This is a genomic window from Ancylobacter polymorphus, assembly GCF_030813495.1.
In the GTDB taxonomy this organism is placed as follows: Bacteria; Pseudomonadota; Alphaproteobacteria; order Rhizobiales; family Xanthobacteraceae; genus Ancylobacter; species Ancylobacter polymorphus.
On the sequence record NZ_JAUSUI010000008.1, the window covers coordinates 110,631 to 130,323 of the forward strand.

At 69.3% G+C, this 19,693-nt stretch carries 16 protein-coding genes; 6 read left to right on the forward strand and 10 right to left on the reverse strand.

The window, feature by feature from the left end; all coding sequences use genetic code 11:
- Positions 1 to 13: 13 nt before the first annotated feature.
- The 4 genes from J2S75_RS18040 (at position 14) to treY (ending at position 6,705) form a co-directional block, all read left to right on the forward strand.
- Complete coding sequence (locus J2S75_RS18040) at positions 14 to 262, forward strand: hypothetical protein (RefSeq protein WP_307021906.1); 249 nt, start codon at positions 14 to 16, stop codon at positions 260 to 262.
- Positions 263 to 356: 94 nt separating this feature from the next.
- Entirely contained in the window at positions 357 to 2,420 is a 2,064-nt protein-coding gene (gene glgX, locus J2S75_RS18045) for a glycogen debranching protein GlgX (protein ID WP_307021908.1), read from the forward strand.
- Positions 2,417 to 4,192, forward strand: a complete 1,776-nt coding sequence (treZ, locus tag J2S75_RS18050; RefSeq protein ID WP_307021911.1) for a malto-oligosyltrehalose trehalohydrolase — start codon at positions 2,417 to 2,419, stop codon at positions 4,190 to 4,192. The genes glgX and treZ overlap by 4 nt, the downstream gene beginning before the upstream one ends.
- A complete protein-coding gene (treY, locus tag J2S75_RS18055; protein ID WP_307021913.1) occupies positions 4,189 to 6,705 on the forward strand; it encodes a malto-oligosyltrehalose synthase in 2,517 nt (838 codons plus the stop codon). Before treZ ends, treY begins: the two co-directional genes overlap by 4 nt.
- A gap of 7 nt (positions 6,706 to 6,712) precedes the next feature.
- Here the strand turns inward: treY and J2S75_RS18060 are convergent, their stop codons facing one another.
- The 4 genes from J2S75_RS18060 to J2S75_RS18075 all read right to left on the reverse strand — a co-directional run bounded on the left by J2S75_RS18060 (position 6,713) and on the right by J2S75_RS18075 (position 10,337).
- On the reverse strand, positions 6,713 to 7,663 hold the full coding sequence (locus J2S75_RS18060) for an SLAC1 family transporter (protein WP_307021915.1): 951 nt from the start codon (positions 7,661 to 7,663) through the stop codon (positions 6,713 to 6,715).
- 70 nt (positions 7,664 to 7,733) lie between these two features.
- A complete protein-coding gene (gene phnE / locus J2S75_RS18065) occupies positions 7,734 to 8,552 on the reverse strand; it encodes a phosphonate ABC transporter, permease protein PhnE (RefSeq protein ID WP_307021916.1) in 819 nt (272 codons plus the stop codon).
- On the reverse strand, positions 8,545 to 9,408 hold the full coding sequence (locus tag J2S75_RS18070) for a phosphonate ABC transporter ATP-binding protein (protein ID WP_307021918.1): 864 nt from the start codon (positions 9,406 to 9,408) through the stop codon (positions 8,545 to 8,547). The genes phnE and J2S75_RS18070 overlap by 8 nt, the downstream gene beginning before the upstream one ends.
- 71 nt (positions 9,409 to 9,479) lie before the next feature.
- A complete protein-coding gene (locus J2S75_RS18075; RefSeq protein ID WP_307021920.1) occupies positions 9,480 to 10,337 on the reverse strand; it encodes a PhnD/SsuA/transferrin family substrate-binding protein in 858 nt (285 codons plus the stop codon).
- A gap of 102 nt (positions 10,338 to 10,439) precedes the next feature.
- Between J2S75_RS18075 and J2S75_RS18080 the strand changes: the two genes are divergently transcribed.
- Together J2S75_RS18080 and phnF are read left to right on the forward strand one after the other, a co-directional pair.
- A complete protein-coding gene (locus J2S75_RS18080; protein ID WP_307021922.1) occupies positions 10,440 to 11,630 on the forward strand; it encodes an alpha-D-ribose 1-methylphosphonate 5-triphosphate diphosphatase in 1,191 nt (396 codons plus the stop codon).
- Between the two features lie 4 nt (positions 11,631 to 11,634).
- Entirely contained in the window at positions 11,635 to 12,411 is a 777-nt protein-coding gene (gene phnF, locus J2S75_RS18085) for a phosphonate metabolism transcriptional regulator PhnF (protein WP_307021924.1), read from the forward strand.
- Positions 12,412 to 12,418: 7 nt separating this feature from the next.
- On the opposite strand, the gene J2S75_RS18090 is transcribed toward phnF, so the two are convergent.
- The 6 genes from J2S75_RS18090 to J2S75_RS18115 all read right to left on the reverse strand — a co-directional run bounded on the left by J2S75_RS18090 (position 12,419) and on the right by J2S75_RS18115 (position 19,632).
- A complete protein-coding gene (locus J2S75_RS18090; protein WP_307021926.1) occupies positions 12,419 to 13,813 on the reverse strand; it encodes an FGGY family carbohydrate kinase in 1,395 nt (464 codons plus the stop codon).
- The gene (locus J2S75_RS18095) at positions 13,813 to 15,048 is read right to left on the reverse strand and encodes an NAD(P)/FAD-dependent oxidoreductase (RefSeq protein ID WP_307021928.1); all 1,236 of its coding nucleotides are present in this window, start codon (positions 15,046 to 15,048) and stop codon (positions 13,813 to 13,815) included. Before J2S75_RS18095 ends, J2S75_RS18090 begins: the two co-directional genes overlap by 1 nt.
- The gene (locus J2S75_RS18100) at positions 15,045 to 16,460 is read right to left on the reverse strand and encodes an NAD(P)/FAD-dependent oxidoreductase (protein ID WP_307021930.1); all 1,416 of its coding nucleotides are present in this window, start codon (positions 16,458 to 16,460) and stop codon (positions 15,045 to 15,047) included. Before J2S75_RS18100 ends, J2S75_RS18095 begins: the two co-directional genes overlap by 4 nt.
- A 135-nt stretch (positions 16,461 to 16,595) precedes the next feature.
- Positions 16,596 to 17,708: a type 2 periplasmic-binding domain-containing protein gene (locus J2S75_RS18105; protein ID WP_307021932.1), complete on the reverse strand. Its 1,113-nt coding sequence runs from the start codon at positions 17,706 to 17,708 to the stop codon at positions 16,596 to 16,598.
- Between the two features lie 44 nt (positions 17,709 to 17,752).
- Positions 17,753 to 19,090 carry a TRAP transporter large permease gene (locus tag J2S75_RS18110; protein ID WP_307021934.1) on the reverse strand — a complete coding sequence of 446 codons (1,338 nt, stop codon included), beginning with the start codon at positions 19,088 to 19,090 and terminating at the stop codon, positions 17,753 to 17,755.
- Entirely contained in the window at positions 19,090 to 19,632 is a 543-nt protein-coding gene (locus J2S75_RS18115; protein ID WP_244450479.1) for a TRAP transporter small permease subunit, read from the reverse strand. Before J2S75_RS18115 ends, J2S75_RS18110 begins: the two co-directional genes overlap by 1 nt.
- Positions 19,633 to 19,693: the final 61 nt, after the last annotated feature.

Sequence of the window (19,693 nt, forward strand, 5' to 3'; positions counted from 1 at the left end):
CATGAGAGCACCCATGTCCGACTGCTACTGGGACGCTGATCTGGAACGCCCGCTGCGCACGCGCGAGGGCCGTCGCCTGCGCACGTTGCGCGACGCTTACGAGTTTGTCGGCACCCGCAGCGCCTGCCCCGGCCATCCCCTGGTCAAGACGACCCTCGGCGCCCTCGCCACCGCGGCGCAGAGCGGGGCGCCGCTCGACCTGCGCCGGGCGGTTGAGCGCACGGTGCGCCTCATGCGCGCCAATCACTGGGGCTGGGGCTGACGTTCCACCTTGCCACCGTTCCGGATGTGCCCCGCCCCGCCCCCGCCGTGCGGATGACCGGCCGCGTCTTTTCCCTCCTTCTGGTGACCCCATCATGCGCAAGATACTGCCCGGCTCTGCCTTTCCGCTCGGTGTGACGGTCGACGGGAGAGGAACGAATTTTGCGCTGTTCTCCGACAATGCCGTCGGGGTGACGCTGTGCCTGTTCGACCGCTATGGCGACACCGAGCTGGAGCGCATCGACCTGCACGAATGCACCAATGGCGTCTGGCACTGCTATCTCCCCGGCGTCGGGCGCGGGCAGGTCTATGGCTGGCGCGTGCACGGGCCGTGGGCGCCGGAGGCCGGGCACCGCTTCAACCCGAACAAGCTGCTGCTCGACCCCTATGCCCGCATGCTGGTGGGCAATATCGAGTGGGACGACGCGCTCTATGGCTACACGATCGGCGCCGGCGACGACGCCGACCTGATCATGGACGCGCGCGACAGCGCCCCCTTCATGCCCAAGGCGCGTGTTGTTGCCGGCACGCCGATGGCGGCGACCCAGCACCCGCGCATCTCCTGGGCGAAGACGGTGATCTATGAGGGCCATGTGCGCGGGCTGACCATGCGCCACCCGCTGGTGCCGGAATCCATTCGCGGCACCTTCACCGCACTCGGCCAGCCGGAATTCATCGACTACATCGCCAAGCTCGGTGTCACCGCGCTGGAACTGCTGCCCGTCCATGCCTTCACCCAGGACCGGCATCTCATCGATCGGGGCCTCGCCAATTACTGGGGCTACAACACGCTGAACTTCTTCGCCCCGGAACCGCGCTATCTCGGCGAGGACGGGCTCGACGCCATTGGCGAGGCGGTGGACCGGCTGCACCAGGCGGGAATCGAGATCATTCTCGACGTGGTCTACAACCACACCTGCGAGGGCAACCATCTCGGGCCGACGCTCTCCTTCAAGGGCATCGACAACGCGTCCTATTACCGGCTGCTGCCCGGCAATGGCCGCTACTATGACGATCTCACCGGCTGCGGGAACTCGGTCAACACCGACCATCCCCGCGTGCTGCAGATGGTGATGGACAGCCTTCGCATGTGGGCCTCGGTCTACGGCATTGACGGGTTCCGCTTCGATCTCGCCACCACGCTCGGCCGCCGCCCGGAAGGCTTCGATTCCGGCCACGCCTTCTTCAACGCCATTCTCCAGGACCCGACGCTGGGCGGGCTCAAGCTGATCGCCGAGCCGTGGGATGTCGGCCCCGGCGGCTACCAGCTCGGCGCCTTCCCGCCCGGCTTCTCCGAATGGAACGGCGATTACCGCGACAAGGTGCGCGAGTTCTGGTGCGGCTCGGAAGGGCTGCTGCCGAGCTTCGCCACCCGCTTCGCCGCCTCGCAGGACATCTTCTCGGAAGGCCGCCGCCGGCCGTGGTCGAGCCTCAACTTCATCACCGCCCATGACGGTTTCACCCTGCACGACCTCGTCACCTATAACGACAAGCACAATGAGGCCAATGGCGAGGATGGCCGCGACGGCCATGACGACAATAAGAGCTGGAACTGCGGCGTCGAAGGCGAGACCGACGACCCCGCGATCAACGCGCTGCGCCGGCGGCAGAAGCGCAATCTGATCGCCACGCTGTTCCTCAGTCAGGGCGTGCCCATGCTGCTGGCCGGCGACGAGCGGTCCAACTCGCAGGGCGGCAACAACAACGCCTATTGCCAGGACAATGAGATCGGCTGGGTCGACTGGTCGAATGACGACCCGGAACTGCCGGACTTCGTCGCCCGCCTCGCCCAGCTGCGCAAAACCCATTCCTGCCTGTCGCGGCCGGAATTCCTCACCGGCTCGCGCAACGCGATGGGCCAGCCGGATGTTGCCTGGTTCAACAATGGCGGCACGCGGATGACCGAGGAGAACTGGGTCGACCCGCATTCCAAATGCATCACCCTGCGCCTCGCGCCGGTGCTGCCGGAGGAGCCCTCGCTGGTGATCATGCTCAACGCTTCGCATGTCGATGTCGATTTCGTCGCCCCGCCGGTGCAGTCCGGCCGCTGGGAGGCGATCCTCGCCACCGGCGACGACCTTGAAGGCGCGAGCCTCGAGGGCGGCGGCACGTTCGGCGTGCCGGCCCGTACTCTCATCGTGTGGGAATGGCGGGCATGAACAGCACTTTCGGGCCGCTGATCGAGGCCACCTCCACACGCTTCCGCCTGTTCGCCCCCGAGGCCGCCACCGTCAGCCTGGAGATCGACGGCGCGGGGCCGGTGGCGATGGACAAGGGCGCCGACGGCTTCTTCACCGCCACGGTTGACGGGCTCGAGGCCGGCACGCGCTACCGCTTCCGCCTCGGCGAGGGGCAGGCGGGCCTCGCCGTGCCCGATCCCGCCTCGCGCGGGCAGGCGGAGGATGCCGATGGCTGGAGCCTCGTGCCGGCGCCGCCCCCCTCCCGCGCGCCCGGCCCGTCGCGGCCCTGGCACGAGGCCATCATCGCCGAAGTGCATGTAGGAACCGCCACGCCGGAAGGCACGTTCCGCGCGCTGATCGACCGGCTGGACCATTACCGCGACGCCGGCTTCACGGTCATCGAACTGCTGCCGGTCGCCGATTTCGCCGGGCGCCGCAACTGGGGCTATGACGGCGTGCTGCTCTACGCGCCCGACACCGCCTATGGCACGCCGGAGGACCTGCGCGCGCTGATCGACGCCGCGCATGAGCGCGGCCTCGGCATGATGCTCGATGTCGTCTACAACCATTTCGGCCCGAGCGGGAATTACCTGCCGCTCTATGCCAAATCCTTCTTCCGCGAGGATATCGACACCCCCTGGGGCCCGGCGATCGACCTCGAGAACCCCATCGTCCGGGCCTTCTTCAGCGAGAACGCCGCCTATTGGCTCGCCGAGTTCGGCTTTGACGGGCTGCGCTTCGACGCGGTGCATGCGCTGGCGACCACGGGCGCCGAGACCTTTCTGCGCGAGATCGCGGCCGCCTGCCGGGCGGTGAAGCCGGATGCCTGGCTGGTTCTGGAGAACCACGACAACATCGCCGGCTGGATGACGCGCGACGAGCCTCTCTACGACGCGCAGTGGAACGACGACTGGCACCATGCCTTCCATGTGCTGGCGAGCGGCGAGCGCACCGGCTATTACGCGCCCTATGCGCGCGATCCCGTCGCCGCCGCCGGCCGGGCGCTCAGTGAGGGTTTCGTGTTCCAGGGCGAGCCCTATCCCGGCGAGGGCGGGCAGCCGCGCGGCACGGTGAGCACGGAACTCGCCCCCGACGCTTTCGTCGCCTTCGCCCAGAACCACGACCATATCGGCAACCGCCCGCTCGGGGACCGGCTGGCGGCGAGCCTGGCGCCGGAGTGGCTCGCCTTCCTGCGCTTCGTGCTGATGCTCTCGCCCGCCATTCCGCTGCTGTTCCAGGGCGAGGAGGCGCTGCTGTCGCAGCCCTTCCCGTTCTTCTGCGATTTCGAGGGCGATCTCGCCGAGGCGGTGCGCAATGGTCGGCGCAGCGAATTCGCCGATTTCTTCGACGCCCATGGCGAGAGCTTCCCCGACCCGCTGAGCGAAGCCACCTTCATCTCCGCCAAGCTGAAGGCGGAGGATTTCCGCACCCCGCAGGCGCGGGCGGAACTCGACATTTTCCGCCGGCTGGCGGATGAGCGCCGCCGGCTGGTGTGGCCGCTGGCAGCGAGCTTCTATCGCGGCAGCGAACTCAGCCGCAGCGGCGAGGCGCTGCGCGTCGCCTGGCACTTCAACGCCGGCACGCTGGTGATGGTGCTGAATGGCGGCCGGCAGGCGGCCACGCTCGACCCGATGACCGGCATTGCCGGCATGCCGGCCGGGGCCAGCACCGGCGGGGTGATCCATGAAGCCGAGGGCAAGCTCACCCTCGGCCCCTTCGCCGCCGCCGTCTGGAGCCTCGCGCCCGCATGACCCAGCCGCTTCGCGCCACTTACCGCCTGCAGTTCCATCGCGGCTTCACCTTCGCGGATGCGCAGGCGCTGGTTCCCTATCTCGCCGAACTCGGCATCAGCCATCTCTACGCCTCGCCGATCACCATGGCGGTGCCCGGTTCGACCCATGGCTATGACGTGGCCGACCCGACCCGCATCAACCCCGAACTTGGCGGGGAGGAGGGGTTCGCGCGCCTCGCCGCCGCGCTGGCCGCGCGCGGCATGGGTGTGCTGCTCGACATCGTGCCCAACCACATGGCGGCGTCCAGCCACAACCCGTTCTGGAACGACATGCTGGAAGGCGGGCCGGGTTCGCCCGCCGCCCGCGTGTTCGATGTGAAATGGGAGAGCGGCCGGCTGCTGCTGCCGCTGCTCGGCGATCCGCTCAAAGCCACATTGGAGGCGGGCAGCCTGTCGCTGGAGGCCGATTACGCGCTGGGGCGGATCCATGTCGCCTATGCCGAGCATCGCTTTCCGCTGCGGGCAATGAGCGTGGCCGAAATGCTGCGCGTGGTGGGAGTTGAGGCGGCCGCCGCCGCGTTCGAGCGGGTGGAGACTTCGCACCGCGATGCCGGGCTTGGCGCGGCGCGGGCCGTGTTCACCGGCCTTGGCGAAAGCGAGCGCGCCGCGCTCGACGCCGTGCTCGCGCAAGCGGACCTTGCCGCCCTGCTGGAAGCCCAGCACTGGAGGCTCGCCTGGTGGCGGACGGCGGCGCATGACCTCAATTACCGCCGCTTCTTCAACATCACCGACCTTGCCGGCGTCCGCGTCGAGGACCCCGAGGTGTTCGACCTCGTCCACCGCCTGCCGCTGGACCTGATCCGGCGCGGGCTCGTCCATGGCCTGCGCATCGACCACATTGACGGGCTGGTGGACCCCGCCGGCTATTGCGCGCGGCTGCGGGCAGTGGTGGGCGAGGACGTGCCGCTCCTCGTCGAGAAGATATTGGAACCGGGCGAGGTGCTGCGACCGTGGCCGATCGAGGGGACGACCGGCTATGAGCGGCTGAACGACATCAACGCGCTCTGCGTCGAACCCGAGGGCTATCGCCGCTTCGAGGAGGCGCTGCGCGCGCGCCATCTGCTCATCGGCGCGCTCCCCGAGCGGCTCGCATCGGCCAAGCGGCAGGTGCTGGACGCCAGCCTGAAGGCCGAGGTCGACATTCTGGCGACCCTGGCGCGCGAGGGACTGGACGCGGCGATGCAGGCCGGCGACCTCACCGACACCGCGATCCGCGACGGTGTGGTGGCGCTGCTCGCCCATTGCCCGGTCTACCGCTCCTACGCGACGCCCGACGGCCATGCGGAGGAGGACCTCGCGATCTGGGAGGAGATCCGCGCCCGGATCGAGGCGACCGAGAACCCCCTCACTGCCGCCGCCGCCCGGCTGCTGCTGCAGCGGTTGGAACACCCGGAACGGCCGAGCGACCACGAGTTCCGCTCGCGCTTCCAGCAGCTCAGCGGCCCGGCCATGGCCAAGGGGTTCGAGGACACCGAGCTGTACCGTTATCCCGTTCTGCTCTGCGCCAATGAGGTGGGCGGCAGTCTCGACCATCCCTCGCGCACGGCGCAGGAGATGCACGCGCTGAACGCGGCGCGAGCGCAGGCGGGGCTAAGCGATCTCATCCCGCTCGCCACCCACGACACCAAGCGCGGCCCCGGCCCGCGCGCGCGCCTCGCGGCGCTCAGCCACCAGCCCGAGCACTGGCTCGCCTTCACCGAAGAGGCGCGGGAGCTTGTCGCGCCGCATATCGGTGAGGAGACGGGCATGGCGATGCCGGACCCGCTCGATGCGCATATGATCGTGCAGACGCTGGTCTCGGCCTGGCCGATCACTACGGAGCGCATGGCGGGCTACATCACCAAGGCGCTGCGCGAAGCCAAGCGCCACAGCAATTGGGAAACGCCGAACGCGCCTTATGAGGAAGCCTGCCTCGCTTTCGCCGCCGGGCTGATCGAGGCGCCGGAGGCGGCGGGGTTCCGCGCGCGACTGGAGGCGCTGCTGGCGGCAATCGCCCCGGCCGGGCGGCTGGTGGGCCTCACCCAGCTTATCCTCCAGCACACGCTGCCGGGCACGCCCGACCTCTATCAGGGAACGGAATTCCGCGACTTCTCGCTGGTCGACCCGGATAATCGCCGCCCGGTCGACTGGACGGCGCGGCAGGCGGCGCTGCGCGGTGACGACCCCAATGAGGCCGGCGACGCCGAGTATTTCCGGCTGACGCGGGCGTTGCTGGCGCTGCGCCAGCGCAACGGCGCGCTGACGGGCGGGGACTACCGGCCGCTCGACATGGAGCCCGGCCGCCTCGGCTGGTTCGGCTTCGAGCGCTGGCGCGGCGAGGAGGCGGTGCGCGTCGTCGTGCCGACGCGCCTGCCGGCCGATGCGGGCGAGGTGAGGGTGCCGGCCGAACTCCGCGAGTCGGGCTGGCGGGTGCTCGACGCGCTCGGCCCGGATGCGCCGTTCCTGATCGCGGAACGCGGGGCGGCGGGCTGAGCGCGGCTCAGCCCGGCCTGCGGCGAAAGAAGCCGATGACGCCGACAAGGCTGCGCAGCGCGATCCAGCCGATGATGAGATTGCCGGCGACGAACAGCGCCAGCGCCATCTGCGTCACCGGCGCGCCGGCGCCCTGTTCCACCAGCTTCAGCGCCGCGAGCGGCAGGCTGGCCACGCCGAAGGTGTAGCCCCAGGCGCCGGGGCCGAAGGGCTGCTGGCGCAGCCAGGGCACCAGCCGCAGCATCACCAGCGCGAGAAAGCAGCCATAGCCGAACAGAGCCAGCGCCGCCCGGTCCGCCGGGCCCGGCGCCAGCGAGAGATAGGCGACGCAGGCCACCGCCGGCGGCGCCAGTTCCATGCCGAGGCTCGCCCGGGCGGTGGCGGGCAGCCCGTGCTGGAACAGACGGGTGAGGAACACCGATTCCATGGAGAGCCAGGAGAACAGGCCCATGCCGAAGAACATCCAGCCCAGCGCCGGCTGGCCGAAGGTGGCGCTGGCGATGCCGGCGACCAGCCCGCCGCCGACGGTGGGCAGATAGAGGATCGGCGTCACTTCCTGCGGCGCCCGCCCGCCCTGCCACAGGCCGCCGACGCTCCAGGCGGCATAGAGCGCGACCCCGGCCGCCCCGGCGATGAACAGGCCCCAGCCGAGCAGCGGCACATGCGGGCCGATGGCGATGGCGGCGATGAGGGTGGAAACCGGCGCCAGCGCGGCGATGAGCCCCTGGGCGGGGTGGCGTATTTCCTCACGCGCGGCGTCAGTGTGGAACCGCCATTTCAGCGCGTAGAGCACGCTCCACAGCGCCCAGAGGGCGAAGGCGGTGACCGCCAGCGCCTCGCCGATCAGCACCGGCGCGCCCCACAGCCGGCTCGCCACCCGCCAGCCATTGGCGAGGCCGCCAATGCCGAGCACGGTGCCGAAGAAGATGGGGCGCATGTGGAGGAGGAGGGATGTCACGAGTGGGCACCTGTCGCTAGAGGCGCGACACTTACCCCCTCGCGCCGCGGAAAGCACCCTCCGCGGGGGTCTACTGGAACTTCGCCCGCAGCCGGTCGGTGAGGAATTCCATCGCCAGCACGATGACGAAGATGGCGAGGATGATGGCCGAGGCGTTGCGGTACTGGAACAGGTCGAACGCGACTTTCAGTTCCTGCCCGATGCCGCCGGCGCCGACAAGGCCGAGCACCACCGAGGCCCGCACCGCCTTTTCCAGCGCGAAGAGCGAGGAGTTGATCAGCGTCGGCATCACATCCGGCAGGATCGCCCCCAGAAGCACGCTGACGCGGTTGGCGCCGATGGCGTGCAGCGCCTCCTGCGGCTTCTTGTCGGCCTCTTCCATCGCCTCGGCGAAGAAGCGGCCGCAAAAGCCGATCGTGTCGACGACGATGGTCATGGTGCCCGCCACCGCGCCGAGGCCGAGCGTCGAGACGAAGAGCAGCGCCCAGACGAGATCGGGCACGGTGCGGAACAGCGACACCAGCGCGCGCGGGAAATGCCGCAGCGCGCCGAGCGGGGAAATGCCGCGCGCGGCCAGCCAGCCCATGGGCAGACTGATGAGCACGCCGAACACGGTGCCGACCAGCGCGATCTGCAGCGTCTCCAGAATGCGCCAGCCCATGCGCTGGAGAAAGCCGGGATCGGTGTTGGGCGGCAGCATGCGGCCGACCAGCTCGGCCATGCGCGGCAGGCCGTTGGCGAGCTTTTCCGGCGAGGGCGCGACCTGCCCCATGGAGGCGAGGAAGAGGGCCGCGACGACCACGATGAGTGTGAAGGTCAGCGGCGACATCGACGGAAGCCGCGAGGGCGGCAGGGGGCGCGCGGCGGGGGCGGCGGCGGCGTCAGCCATGGAACACGCCCTCCATGTCGCGCGCGGTCACCCGCGCGGTGGGCCGGTCGAAATGCACCTTGCCGCCTTTCAGGGCGACGATGCGGTCGGAATAGTCGAGCGCGTGCTGCATGTCGTGCGTGGTGTAGACGAGGGTAATGCCGTGATCGCGGGCGAGATCGGAGAAGATGCGCATGATGTCGCGCCCCACCGCCGGGTCGAGGCTGGCGGCGGGCTCGTCGGCGATGAGCAGGCGCGGCCGGCGGATCAGCGCGCGGGCGATGGCGACGCGCTGCGCCTGTCCGCCCGACAGCTGGTCGGCGCGGGCGCCGGCCTTGTCGGCGAGGCGCACCTCGGCCAGCACCGCCATCGCCTCCTCGCGCCAGTGCTGCGGGGCGAGCGCGTGATGGAAGGCGCGCCAGCTGCCGGGCAGGCCGAGCTTGCCCTGAATGACATTGGTGAGCACGCTCTGCCGCCCGACCAGCCCGTGATTCTGGAACACGAAGCCGATCTGCCGCCGCAGCCGGGTCAGCTGCGCGGCGCTGGAAGCGGCCAGGAAGCGCTCGCCCAGCGTGGTGATCTCGCCGAGCGTCGTCGGCAGCAGGCCGATCAGGCATTTGAGCAGGGTGGATTTGCCCGCGCCATTGGAGCCGATGAGCGCCACGCGCTGGTCGGCGCGGATGTCGAGATCGACGCCGGCGAAGACGCGCTGCCCGTTGGGATAGGTCTTGGCGAGGCCGCGCGCGCCGATGATCTGCGGGGCCAGCACCGGCGCCGGCGCCTTCACCAGCGGGCCGATCGGCGGATTGCCGGTGTCGGCCGGGCTGAGGCCGGCGAGATGCGGCACGGAAACGGGCTCGATCGGAACGCGCTCCATGGCGGCCTCCATCGCGGAAAACACAGAAGCGCCGGACGGGGCAGGGCCCGCCCGGCGCGTCGGGACGGGCGTCAGTTGATGAAGCTGCCGAAGTTCTCGATGCCGATGGTGCGGTACATCGAGCGGACATAGTCGTAATCGCTGTCCTTCACGTCGGTGATGAAGATGCCGCCCTTGAACTTCTGATTGTCCTCGCCCTTGAGCACGGCGTTCATCAGCTCGTTGCCATGCTTGAGGAAGGCCTCGCGCACCTTCACGAACACTTCCTCGGGAATGTCCTTGCGGGCGACGAGGATGTCGTTCGGCAGGTCGCGGCCACGGGCGACGACGGCGAAGGCGGCGTTGGGGAACGCCTTGCGGATGGCATTGAGGTGGCCATAGTTCAGGCCGATGGCGGCGATGTCGCCGCGGATCAGCGCTTCCGCCGCGACATTGCGGGAGATGATGACGCCCTCATAATCCTTGCCGTACATGATGCCGAAATCGGCCAGCACCTGTGCCGGGCCGAGATGCTGCGAGGTGGAGCCGACCGAGCCGAAGGAGACCTTCTTGCCCTTGAGGTCCTCGACGGAACGGATCGGCCCGTTGGCCAGCACCGCCACCTGCGCGAAATAATCCGGGCGCTGCCAGGCGACGACGATGCGCGGGTCGCTGAGCTGCTTCATGACGACATATTCGGCCGGGCCGGTGAGCACGAGCTCGACATGGCCGGAATTCATCGCCTCGACGGCGGCGGTGCGCGAGCTGACCGGGATCAGCTCGATGTCGAGCCCGGTGAGCTTCGACAGCTCCTTCTGGAAGCCGCCGAACTCCTGCTGCAGCGCCTCCAGCCCTTCAATGTCGGTCACGGCGAAACGCACGGGTTCGGCGCTTGCGGCGAAGGCGGTCACCACGGTGATGGCGAGAGCGGAAACAAGCTTGCGAAACATTTTGTGCCCTTTGCTGTATAGACAGGAACTGTGGACTGCGATTATCTGTATAGACAGCGTATGACGCATACGTGACAGTGACCCAGAGATGACGAGGCAGCCATGAGTACGGCGATGAGTGTGCGTATCGAGAACGGGCTGGCGCTGGTGGACGGCCGGTGGAGCGCGGAGCCGCTGGCCCTGCGCGGCGCGCTTCTGGCCGATGACGCCGCCGGCGGAGTGCCCACGCGGGTCATCGACGCGTCGGGCCTGCTGGTGCTGCCGGGGATCGTCGACATTCACGGCGACGCCTTCGAGCGCCACATCATGCCGCGCCCGGGGGTGCGCTTCGACACCACGCTCGCCTTGCGCGACACTGACCGGCAGCTCGTGGCCAACGGCATCACCACCGCCTTTCACGGCGTCACCATTTCCTGGGAGCCGGGCCTGCGCTCGGTGGAAGCGGCGCGCGCCTTCGTCGCCACGCTGATGGCCCTTCGCGGCGGCCTCGCCTGCGACACCCGCCTGCATCTGCGCTGGGAGACCTTCGCGCTGGAGGCGATGGAAGAGGTGCGCGGCTGGCTGGCGCTCGACCCCGCGCCGATCCTCGCCTTCAACGACCACACATCAGGCTCGGTGCTGAAGGGCACCATCGCCCGCAAGATCGGCCAGATGGCGGAGCGTTCCGGCCTCAGCCAGGACGATTACCGCGCGCTGCTGGACCGCGTGTGGGGCGCGCGCGAGGACGTGCCCGCCGCCATTGTGAGCCTCGCCGCCAGCGCGCGGGCCAATGGCAATGTGCTGCTCGCCCATGACGAGAATTCGCCGGACGAGCGTGCCCGCTTCCGCGCGCTGGGCGCGGTGGCGTCCGAATTCCCGATGAACCCCGAGACCGCGCAAGCCGCCCGCGACGCCGGCGAGGACGTGATCCTTGGCGCGCCCAATGTGGTGCGCGGCGGCAGCCATAATGGCGCGCAGAGCGCGGGCGAGGCGGTGGCCGCCGGGCGCTGCACCGTGCTGACCAGCGATTATCACTACCCGTCCCCGCTCTATGCCGCCTTCACCCTGGCGGCGGGCGACCGCGACGCGCTGGCGCGGCACTGGCCGCTCATCTCCGCCAACCCCGCTCGCGTCGCCCGTCTGGAGGATCGCGGCCGGCTGGCGCCGGGGCAGCGGGCGGACCTGATCCTTGTCGATGCCTCGGACATGGCGCATCCGGAAGTGGTGGCGACGCTGGTCGAAGGGCGTATCGTCTATGCGCGCCGGGCGGTGGAGCATCGGCCGGTCGCGGTTGCGGCACAGGCGGCGGAGTGAGGGCGTGAACCGAAGCGTGAAGGCGCAGGCCGGAGCGGCAAGCGATGTATCCGGCTTTGACGGGCTGGTGTTCCGCCCGCGCCGCGACACCCCGATCTGGCAGCAGATTTACGACTACATCCTCTCGCTGATCGAGAGCGGCTATTTGCGGCCGGGCAGCCAGCTGCCGGGCGAGGTGCATCTGGCGGAAAAGCTCGGCGTCACCCGCATCACGCTGCGCCGGGCGCTGCAGCAACTGCAGCAGGAAGGCCACCTCACCGCGCGCAAGGGGGTGGGCGCCTTCGTGCGCAGCCTGCCCTCGGCGCTGGTGGTGCGCGACGGCAGCCGCTTCGCCGAGAGCCTGCGTGCCGACGGCAAGGCGGTCACCACCACGACGACGCTCCTGGAAGAGGAATTCGCCGACGCGGCTGCCGCCGAGCAGCTGCATCTGCCGCTCGGTGCGCCGGTGGTGCGGCTGCGCCGCGTGCGTTCAGCCGACGGACAGCCGATCTATATCAGCACCAAGGTGTTTCCCGCCGCTTTGCTGCCGGACTTCGCCACCGTCTATTCCCGCCGCCAGTCGGTGACGGATGTGTTCATCGCCCATGGCATCCAGAAGTACCGCCGCGCCGAGACCCGGATCAGCGGCGGCTTCGCCACGGCGGAGGAGGCGAATCTTTTGGCGCTGACGCCCGGCACGCCGGTGTTCCGCACCAGCTCCATCAACACCGACGCCGCCGGCAACCGCATTGAATGGGCGCGCGGCTGCTGGCTGCTGACCTCGGTGGATTTCGTGTTCTGAGGGCGCCCTACGTCCGCCAGCCCCGGCTTTTCGCCACCGCCTCGGCAAACCGGGCGCGGTCCTGCGGGCTTACCGAATCGTCGGGTGCGAAATGGCGATCACCGCCGCGCGCGGCGCCGACATCCACGCCGCACAGCGCGGCGAGGCCGAGCGCGGTCATCTCGTGCAGCGCCGGCACCTTCACCACCCGCCCGCTGGCGGTGGCGAGGAAGCGGGCGAAATAGCCGCTCTGCGACAGGCCGCCATCGATGGAAATTTCGGTGATCGGCGCCCCGGCACGCTCCGCCGCCTCGATCAGCCCGACGGTGAGCAGAGCGATGCCTTCCAGCGCGGCCCGCACCATGTCGCGCCGCTCGGTCGCCGCCTCCATGCCGATGAACAGCGGCGCCGCCTTGCGGTCCCAATAGGGCGCGGCAAGGCCGGAGAGCGCCGGCACGAACACCAGCCCGCGGCTGAGCGCGGAGGGGCCGGTGAAGCCGTCGAGTTCGGCCGTCTCGCTGTAGAGGTCGAGCCGGCGCAGCCATTCCAGCGCCGCCCCCGCGTCATAGACCCCGCCCTCAATGGCGAAGACCGGTGCCTCGCCCGTGCGCTGCCAGCCGATGGTCGGCAGCAGCCCCTCCGGCGCGGGCCGCTCCGGGCCGGCGATGGCGAGCAGGAAGGCGCCGGTGCCGAAGGTGATCTTGGCGTCGCCCGGCGCCCGGCAGCCATGGCCGTACAGCGCCGCCTGCTGGTCGACGATGGACACGCGCAGCGGCACGCCGTCGATCGTCCCGAAGCCGGCATCGACGGCACGGATCGGCGGCAGGAATTCCAGCGGCACGCCGTGGAGATCGCACAGTTCCGCGCTCCAGCGCCCGGTGGACAGGTCGAGCAGGCCGGTGCGCGAGGCGGTGGCGAGGTCGGTGGCGAAGATGCCGGTGAGCCGGTCGAGAAAATAGGCGTCGGTGGTGCCGAGCCGCAGCCGCCCCGTCGCCCGCGCCGTGGCGACGGCGGGCACATTCTCCATCAGCCAGCCGAGCTTGGAGGCGGAAAAATACGGGTCGAGCGGCAGGCCGCTGATCGCCTTGGCCCGCGCGGCCTGCTTCGCCGGGCGGGCGGCCAGGCTCTCAGTGGAGCGCGCATCCTGCCAGACGATGACGGGGGAGAGCGCGTCCCCGCTCACCGCGTCCCAGGCGAGGCAGCTCTCGCCCTGATTGGCGAGGGCGATCGCGTCCACCGCGCCGGCGGCGGCAATGAGGGCGCGGATGTTGCGCAGCAGTTCTGCCGGGTCGTGCTCCACCCAGCCGGGCGCGGGGTGGCGCTGGGCATGGGTCAGGCTGCCGGTGACGCGCGCTGTCCCATCCGCCTCGACCACGAGGCAGCGTGTGGAGGTGGTGCCCTGGTCGATGGCGGCGACACGCATCAGGCGGCCTCCTCGAAGCGGACATGCACGGCGTCGGCGGTGTGCGCGTCGCGCGGGATCGGCACGAGGATGCGCCGCTCGGGCATCCAGGTCCCACGCGCCGACCACGTCTCCCGCCCGTCGATGAGGAGCACCAGCCGGCCGCGCGCCCGGCGCAGGAAGCGCAGCTGGAAATCGGCGAAGGCGGGCGTCGCGTGCGCCCCGCGCCGGATGAGGCCGGGGACCACCAGCTTGATCGGCGGGTCGAAGGTGACGGGGATGAGGTCGCCCGGCGCGCTGCCGCGCGCCCGCTCTTCCGCCAGATCCTCGGCCATGGCGCGGCCGACGGCGCGGCCTTCGCGGAAGGACCAGCCGCCGGTCTCCACCGCCCGCAACAGATTGCCGGCGGCGAAGACATGGGGGTCGGCGGTGCGGCCGAACGGGTCGATGGCCGGGCCGGAACTGCCGGCGTCGACCCCAATCGTGGATTGCCGCAGCAGCGTCGATTCCGGGGTGAAGCGGCCGGTGAACAGCACGCCGTCGCAGGCGAAAGCGCGCACCGTGCCGTCGGCGAGTCGCACCGTCGCCTCTTCCACCCGCGTCGTCCCGCGGATGTCGACGAGGTCCGCCCCGGCATGGAAGGGCACGCCCAGCAGCCGGGGAAAGGCCATGAGCGGCGCTGGGGCGAGCGGGTGCGGGCCCGGCTCGATCATCGCCACCGGCCGCGCGCCATGGCTCCTGCAGGTGAGCACGGCGGAAAGGCTGACCAGCTCCGAGCCGACGATGAGCGGACGGCGGAACGGCATCAGCCCGTGAAAGGCGACATAGGCCTGCAGCGCGCCGGTCGTCACCACGCCCACCGGCCGGTCGCCGGAGACGAGGCGGGCGGAACGCGGCGTCTCGCGCGTTCCGGTGGCGATGAGCACGCGCTGTGCCGCGAGCGTCTCCACCCCGCGCGGGGAGGTGACGTGAAGCTGGCCGCCCGGCTCGATCCGCACCACGGAATGGCCGGTGCGCAGCGCGACCCCGGCGCGGGCGATTTCCGTCTCCAGCCGCCTGCCATAGGCCGCGCCGAGATAGACCCGGCCGAATTCGCGCATGCCGAAGGGCGAATGGCTGCAATGGCGGGTGGCGCCGCCGAGATGCGGCTCGCGTTCCAGCAAGACGACGCGGGCGACGCCCTGGCGGCGCAGTTCCAGCGCCGCCGCGACCCCGGCCGGCCCGCCGCCGACGATGAGGACATCCGCTTCGCTCATGATGCGGCGCCCTCCACAGCCAGCGGTTCGGCCAGATGGCCGCGCGTGATCTCGGCGAGGCGGGCATTGCAGTAGAAGCCCTGGCAGCGGCCCATGCCGGCACGGGTCCGCCGCCGCAGCCCGCCGAAATCGCCCGGCGGCACCTCGGAGGCGAGCGCCGCCTCGATCTCGCGCTTCGTCACCAGTTCGCAATGGCAGACGATCTCGCCATGGTCCGGCTGCTGCCAGTCGCGCGGCAGCGTCTCGGTGAGGTTGGGCAGGCACACCGGCGGCGACGTCTCCACCGGCGCGAGGCCGAGGCCGAAACCCTCGATCAGCCGCAGCGCGTGCTGCGCCAGGCCGAGCGCGGCGCTGAGCCCGGTGGAGCGGATGCCGCCAAGCGTGACGGCGCGGCTTTCCGGCCGGCAGAAGACGCGATAGGCCTTGCTCTCGCTCGCCGGGCGCAGGCCGGCATAGACGGCGGTGACCGGAAGGCCCGCCAGCGCCGGCACGATCTCCGCCCCGCGTGCCAGCAGCGCTTCCAGCGTGGCTTTCTCCACCGTGGCGCGGACGCGGTCGTCCTGTTCCTCGGCGGTGGGGCCGACCAGCACATTGCCGAAGGCGGTGGGGCAGACGACGACGCCCTTGGTGATCTCGGTCGGCACCGGCAGCACGATGCGCGGCACATGCGCGGCGGCGGCCTTGTCCAGCACCACGAACTGGCCCTTGCGCGGACGTATCTCGAATTCCGGGGTAAAGCCCAGCCGCGCATCGACGATGTCGCCATAGAGCCCGGCGGTGTTGACCACGGCGCGGGCGCGCAACTCACCGGCGGTGGTGGAAAGATGCCATGTGCCGTCATAGCGGCCCTCGGTCAGCTCGGCATGGCGCAGCAGGCGCGCGCCGAGCTTTGCGCCTTGCGTGAGATAGGCGAGCGGCGCGGTCCAGGGGTCGATGATGTGCTCGTCCGCCACCTCCAGCGCCGCGACCAGCCGCTCGGAGAGGCCGGGCATGGTGGCGCGGGCGGCGTGGCCGGAAAGCAGCTCCAGCGCCGCGATGCCGTTGGCGCGGCCCTGCGCGGCGATGGCCTCCAGCTTTTCCGCCTCAATGTCGTTCCAGGCGCAGACCAGCGCGCCGGTCTTCACCAGCGACAGGCCGAGCGAACCGGCAATGGCGAGATATTCCGCGCGGCCCGCCTTGATGAGATCGAGTTCGAGGCTGCCGGGCGGGGCGTCGAAGCCGGTGTGCAGAATGGCGCTGTTGGCCTTGGAGGCGCCGGAAAGGATGTCGCTGCCCTTCTCGATCAGCACCACCTTGGCGCCGGCGAGCGCAAGGCGGCGCACCACCGCGCAGCCGACCACGCCGGCGCCGATGACGGCGACGTCGAAGGTTTCGCCGGGGGGTGAGAGGGTGGGGGCGGTTGCGGGGAGCATGCGGCTCCTTTCCTCGTCGGCACGGCCGCAGCGGGCCGGTCGGGCCTGGCTGGCAGGTCAAAGTGAGCGCTGGGGGACGGGCGCTCGGGGCCCCGCCGCTGCGGGAGCGGCGGGGCGAAGGGCGGCAGGGAAGGCTCAGCGATAGGGGTAGCCGGCCTTCTGCATGGTCTCGTCATATTTCTTGAAGGCGGCGACAACCTTGCCCGCGCGCGGGCTGGAGGAGGCGACTTCGTCCCAGAAGCCCTTGGAATCGGCGACGACCTGCGCCCATTCGGCCGGCGGCAGCGAGGTCAGCTCCATCTTGTTGCCCTCGACGCGCAGCTTGGCCTCGCCGCCCCAGTACCAGACATCGCGGTAATAGTGCGACTGGTCGATGCTCATCAGGAACAGCTCTTTGAGATGCGCCGGCACCTTCTCCCAGCTCGGCGTGTTGGCGAAGTAGCTGCCGAACCAGGCGCCGGTGACCGAATTGGTCAGCGCGTAGTTGCACACATCCGCCCAGCCCACTTCATAGGCCTCGGTGAAGCCGCACCAGGCCACGCCGTCGAGTTCACCGGTCTGCAGCGCCACTTCGACGTTGTCCCACGGGATGGTCACCGGCACGAGGCCGTATTTGGACAGGAACTTGCCGGCGGTCGGCACGCCGAACACGCGCAGGCCCGCCATGTCGGCGAGGCTCTTGATCGGCTTGTTGACGGTGAAGATGTGCAGCGGGTCCCAGGCGCCGGTGGACAGCCAGGTGACGTTCGGCACCTCGGCATAGGCCTCGGCCCAGATTTCCTTGAGGCCGTAATAGCGGAACAGCGCCGGCACATCGAGGCTGTAGCGGGTGGCGAAGGGGAAGTAGCCGCCGAAGACAGCGATATCGACCGGCGAGGCCATGGTGGCCTCGTCCGACTGCACCGCGTCGAGCGTGCCGGTCTGCAAGGCGCGGAACAGGTCGGAGGTCGGCACCAGCTGGTCGGCGTAATAAAGCTCGATCTCCATCGCGCCATTGGCGGCGGCGTTGAAGGCATCGATCTGCGGCTTGATGACATGGGCGCCGAGCGGGGCGCCGGAATAGGTCTGCAGGCGCCACTTGATGGTGCCGGCCTGGGCGATGACGGCGGGGGCGGCCAGCGTCGAGCCGGCGAGCGCCGCGCCGGTGCCGAGCGCCGCCTTGCCGAGGAAGCTGCGGCGGGTGGCGAGAATGGCGTCGGCGGCGGGATCGACCTTTTTCGGGAAGGGCTTCTTGGTCTCGTCAGTCATCTTGTTCTCCTCTGGAAGGGGGAAAGCGTGGACAAGGCCGTTGATCAGCCTTTGACCTTCATGTGTTCGGGAAGCCAGAGCGCGATCTGCGGGAAGACCATCAGGATGACGATGGTGAACAGCATGATCGCGGCGAAGGGCCAGATCGACTTGTAGATGTCGACCAGCGAGATTTCCTTCGGCGCCAGCGAGCGCATCAGGAACAGGTTGTAGCCGAAGGGTGGGGTGATGTAGGCGATCTGGCAGGTGATGGTGTAGAGGATGCCGTACCAGATCAGCTGGTTGTCGAAGCCGAGATCGAGCGCCTTCACCAGCGGGATGTAGAGCGGCGCGACGATGACCAGCATCGCGGTGTCGTCGAGGAACATCCCCATGACGATGAAGCTCAGCTGCATCATGATGATGATGGTCCAGGGATTGAGATCCCACTGCTTGACGAACAGGAACTCGACCGCCTTCACCGCGCCGAGCCCGTCGAACACGGTGCCGAAGGCGAGCGCGGCCAGGATCAGCCACATGAACATGCAGGAGACGTTCAGCGTCTTCAGCGCGGTGTCGCGCAGCACCGGCCAGTTGAGCCGGCGCTTGGCCAGCGCCGCCAGCGTCGCCGTGGTGGCGCCGACCGCCGAGCTTTCCACCAGGCTGGTGACGCCGAAGACGAACAGGCCGGTCATGAAGAAGAAGATGGCGAAGGGAATGATGCCCGCCCGCGCCAGCGCCAGCTTTTCGCGCAGCGGCATGTTGAGCTCATCGTCGGTGAGCTCCGGCGCCAGCTTCGGGTTCAGCTTCACGCGGACATAGATGTAGAGAATGAACAGCGCGGCCATCAAAAGGCCCGGCCCGACGCCGGCGAACCAGAGTTTGGAGACCGGCTGGCGGGCGATCATGCCGTAGAGCACCAGCACCACCGAAGGCGGGATGAGGATGCCGAGCGAGGAGCCGCCCTGGACGACGCCCGAGATCAGCACCTTGTCATAGCCGCGGCGGATCATTTCCGGCAAAGCGATGGTGGCGCCGATGGCCATGCCGGCGACGGAGAGGCCGTTCATCGCCGAGATGATGACCATCAGGAAGATGGTGCCGATGGCGAGGCCGCCGGTGAAGCGGCCGAACCAGACATGCAGCGCTCGATACAGATCCTCCGCGATGCCGGATTCCGCGAGGACGTAGCCCATATAGATGAACATGGGCAGGGTCAGCATCGCGTACCAGTTGAACAGCTTGAACACCTGGTTGAACGGCAGATCGATGGCGCCGGGGCCATAGAGTAGCAGCGCGGCGGCGGAGGCGACGAAGCCGATGCCGGCGAAGACCAGCTGGCCGCTGATCAGCGCCAGCACCATCGACGCGAACATCAGGAGCGCGATCGTCTCATAGGACATCAGAGCTTCTCCCCGCGCAGGGTGGCGATATGCTTGAACACCAGCGCGAAGGCCTGCATCAGCATCAGCACGAGACAGACGGTGAGCAGCGCCTTGATCGGAATCACCGAGGGATTCCAGATCGAGAAGCGCTTCTCATTGGTGGCAATGGCGTATTGCAGGCTGGAAATGGAGCCGACGAGCAGAACGCCGAGATAGAAGATGAGGCACCAGACGGTGGCGAGGTCCATCTTCGCCTTGCCGCGCTCCGACAGGGTCGAATACCAGAGGTCCATCCGCACATGCTCATTGTTCTTGAGCGTGAACGGACCGCCCATGAAGTAATAGGCCGCGAGCATAAACTGGGTCAGTTCCACCGCCCAGTGCACCGGCATCTTGATGAGGTTGCGGGTCACCGCATCGAACATCAGCACCCCGCCCATGGCGAAGACCAGTGAGGCGGCGAGATAGCCGACATAGTCCGAGAGCTTGTCCGTCACGCGGACATAGGCGGCGATCAGCCGCCAGCCGCCCCCGCTCCGCTTCACGCCTTCCACCTGCACGCGGTGTCTCCATGGCTGGCCGGGCGCCCCTTGCCGGGCGGCAGGACGCGCGCCCGCATCC